A 3,265-nucleotide genomic window follows, 5' to 3' on the forward strand; every position below is an offset into this window, starting at 1 on the left:
GAGACAGGATCACCGCCATGTGCGTCACACCACGAAGTCGATCAGTTACCCAGTGACTTCTCAGGCGTGGCGATGGTGGCGCTTGTTACCGGTGAGCAGTCGGTAGAGGACGAGGAGGATGACCGAGCCTGCGATGGCGGCGATCCAGGTGGAGAGGTCGAAGAAGCCGTCGATGGAGTCGACGCCGAATATCACCTTGCCCAGCCAGCCGCCGAGCAGCCCGCCCGCAATGCCGATGAGGATCGTCACGATGATGCCCCCCGGGTCCTTGCCCGGCATCAGCGCCTTGGCGATGAGGCCCGCGAACAGTCCGATCAGAATCCATGCGATGACGCCCATGCGCTTCTCCTACCTCGATGAGTCTCGACGAGTGCAGCCGGTGACGCCACTCGTCTTCACCGCGTCGGGGTTTCCAAACACCCGAATCTCCTCGGCATCTCCATCCCCTCGTCATCTCTGCCGCGGACGGCCCCGGCTCCGTGTCGAGCGCACCTGCGGCAGGGACCGGTCCCGGACGCCGCCCGAGCCGCCGCACGTGGGCCGACCTGCGCGTTGCCCCCGCCCGGCGGGCCCTGATGGAGTCCGTGCGAGGGCAGGGCCGTCTGCCCAATCGGGCAGTGTCGGCGCGCACCGCCCGATCCCTGAAAGCATCCCGTTGACACCGAAGTTGGTCTAGTCCACCGTGGTGATTTAAGGTCATCCAGATGAGTCCGGCGGGGCCCCGCAACCCGGCGCCGACGCCGCTCGTGACTCACCAGCGCCCCCTCAACTCAACTACTTCACCGCGGCTTTGAGCGAGCCTTGCGGGCATTGCCATGCCCTGTCCTCGGACGGGCACATGGGTCTGACGATCGATTGGAGACGCCGCGTGCGCAGAACCTGTTCGGCCCTGCCGACCAGCCGCGCCCGTCCCGCCACGATCGCGGCCATGGGCAAGGAGGCCGCATGCGCGGCGGGGAACTCCGGCGCGGAGGTCCGCTCCCCGGTCCCGGCCCCCTCGGGCGACGCCGCCTTCACCGACAGCGCCAGGACCGTCGGCGAGCTCCTCCCCGCGCCGAACGCGTACGAGCACGTACCGCTGCCGTCGGCCACCGGGAGTGTCGGCAGCAACCACGTCGTCCCGCGTGCCGCCCCCGCCGCCACCCCGACCGGCGTCGCACACGACCGACCCATCGTCAACCACCCCGCACCGAAGCGCCGTTCCTGACAACCGCTGTACCGAACCCGACGATCAGACGGAGAACCCCACACCATGCAACGAGTCTGCCTCGCCCTGCCCACCATGCGTTCCTGCCCCGGCACCATCGTGGACCTCGCCGAGGAGGCGGCCTTCGCCGTCGCGAACTTCGGGGTCGAGGTACACATCCTCATCCTCGACACCACCGACTCAACCGACCCCGCCGGATTCGCGAAGAACGCGGACGCCGTGGCCTCGCTGGACCCCGCCCCCGGCGTGTTCGTCCACCACCTCGGCGAGGCGCAGCAGCGGGTGTTCCTGCGTCGGGTGGCGGAGCAGTCCGGCGCCCCCGACCCCGAGTTGCTGCTCGAACTGATGCTCCCGCCGGCCGTCGCCTACGGTTCCTGCGTCAACCGGATCTTCCTGGGCGCGGCCGCCCTGGGCTGCACCTCGGCGCACCTGCGCAACGACGACGCCGACTTCCAGGTCCTCGACGGTCAGAAGGTCTTCCCGATCCACCACGAGCTGCTCTCGATCGGCAAGCCGGCCGGCGAGGCGGTGGCCGGCGTGACCCGCTCCGAGCTCGACCCGGCCGACGCCGACAAGCCGGTGCTGCTGGTCAGCGGCTCCTTCACCGGCGAACTCAACGTGGACATCGGCGAGATCCGCGAGATCGACCCGGACATCTACCGCGACGTGGTGCGCCTGTGGACCCCGCCGGTGTGGCCGGACGAGGACAGGGACGCGATGGTGGACGTCTCCTTCAGGGGCACCGGCACCGAGCCGTTCAGCGCCGACGACTCCGTCCTCGGCGTGCCCGACATCTGGAACGTCTTCATGTGCAACGTCGCCCTGGACCACCGGGCCTACGAGGTGCTGCCGCTGCTGCCGTCGATCAGGACCCTCGGCTGCGACTACGTCCTGCTGCACGCCCTGGTCCACGCCAAGCTGCCCGGCGTCGTCCACAACCGCCACATCGTCAACTACTACACGCCCGAGCGCCGCATCGGCGACGGCTTCATCTCGTACCAGATGGGGTTCGTCAAGCTCCTGCTCTCGATGCTGTACCTCTACCCGGTCTACGGCGGGATGATCGACCTCGGCCGCGGGCTGCTGGACGAGCGGCACGGGCTGAAGATCGAGCCGATCCTCGAACTGGCGCGGGGCAGCGTCGACTGGGACCGGGCCGGGAACGAGCACTGCCTGGACGTCCTGGACCGCTCCTACCGCAAGCTGGGCGGCAAGTACGCCGAGCTCGCGGACGTGGTGGCCGGGCAGCGGCAGCAGCTCCTGGACGACGCCCAGGAGGACGCCGCGCGCTGGGTGGTGCTGGTGGAGGCCTGGGCGGGCATGGCGGCCGCGGCCCACGCGGAGGGCCTCTACCCCGCCGTGGACGGGGCGACCGGGTGACCGAGGACTTCCTGATACGGCAGCTGACCGACGACGACTGGGACGCCGTGGTCGTGCTGGAGCACGACGCCTACGCGGCCGACGGCCTGTCGGAGGGCCGGGAGGCGCTGCAGTCCCGTGCTGTCGGCTCGCCGGAGACCTGCTTCGTGCTGGAGCAGAACGGCACCGTCCGCGGCTACCTGCTGAGCCTGCCGTACCCGCCGCTGCGCTGCCCCGACCTCTCCCGGGCGGAGGACGCCGCGTTCGAGTCGGACAACCTGCACGTGCACGACCTGGTGATCGCCGAGGACCTGCGCGGCCGGGAGGTCGCGCTGGGGTTCATGCGGTACTTCCGGGCGCGGGCGGAGGAGATGGGCTTCCAGCAGATCTCGATGGTCGCGGTGCGCGGGGCGGACATCCTGCTGCGGATCATCGGCTACCGCTCGCACCGGGAGGTGGCCGTCCCCGCGTCCTACGGGCGACGTGCGGTCTACATGTCGATGCCGGTGCGCTGACTCCGGGGACGCGCGGACGATTGCACACCGCCTTCGGCCCGGGCGAACGCGCCCGGTGTGCCGGGCGGAGGAAGCGCCCTGAGCGCCGGGTGCCGGACCGTGATCCCACCGTGGCGCGGGCCTCGGGCCGGCGGCGCCGTGACCGGCCGGGGGCTCCCCGCGATGAGCAGTGCCTCATCGCCTG

General features: G+C 70.3%; 4 protein-coding genes. 3 read left to right on the plus strand and 1 reads right to left on the minus strand.

Translation table 11 applies throughout. The features are described from left to right. Positions 1 to 60: 60 nt before the first annotated feature. The gene (locus tag ACFWOG_RS40260) at positions 61 to 339 is read right to left on the minus strand and encodes a GlsB/YeaQ/YmgE family stress response membrane protein (protein ID WP_380364652.1); all 279 of its coding nucleotides are present in this window, start codon (positions 337 to 339) and stop codon (positions 61 to 63) included. Between the two features lie 529 nt (positions 340 to 868). Between ACFWOG_RS40260 and ACFWOG_RS40265 the strand changes: the two genes are divergently transcribed. From ACFWOG_RS40265 to ACFWOG_RS40275, 3 genes are read left to right on the plus strand one after another with little or no spacing between them, the layout of a single operon-like run. Next, complete coding sequence (locus ACFWOG_RS40265; protein ID WP_380364654.1) at positions 869 to 1,207, plus strand: DUF6271 family protein; 339 nt, start codon at positions 869 to 871, stop codon at positions 1,205 to 1,207. 45 nt (positions 1,208 to 1,252) lie between these two features. Beyond that, positions 1,253 to 2,587, plus strand: a complete 1,335-nt coding sequence (locus ACFWOG_RS40270; RefSeq protein ID WP_329881648.1) for a DUF6271 family protein — start codon at positions 1,253 to 1,255, stop codon at positions 2,585 to 2,587. Then, on the plus strand, positions 2,584 to 3,081 hold the full coding sequence (locus ACFWOG_RS40275; protein WP_380364657.1) for a GNAT family N-acetyltransferase: 498 nt from the start codon (positions 2,584 to 2,586) through the stop codon (positions 3,079 to 3,081). The genes ACFWOG_RS40270 and ACFWOG_RS40275 overlap by 4 nt, the downstream gene beginning before the upstream one ends. The last annotated feature ends 184 nt before the right edge of the window (positions 3,082 to 3,265 follow it).

It is taken from the genome of Kitasatospora sp. NPDC058406, from assembly GCF_042722765.1.
Lineage (GTDB): Bacteria > Actinomycetota > Actinomycetes > Streptomycetales > Streptomycetaceae > Kitasatospora.

Bases quoted from the DNA above. Each gene is read 5' to 3' on its own strand.
- ACFWOG_RS40260 (WP_380364652.1), bottom strand. From the start codon at position 339: ATGGGCGTCATCGCATGGATTCTGATCGGACTGTTCGCGGGCCTCATC.
- ACFWOG_RS40270 (WP_329881648.1), top strand. From the start codon at position 1,253: ATGCAACGAGTCTGCCTCGCCCTGCCCACCATGCGTTCCTGCCCCGGC.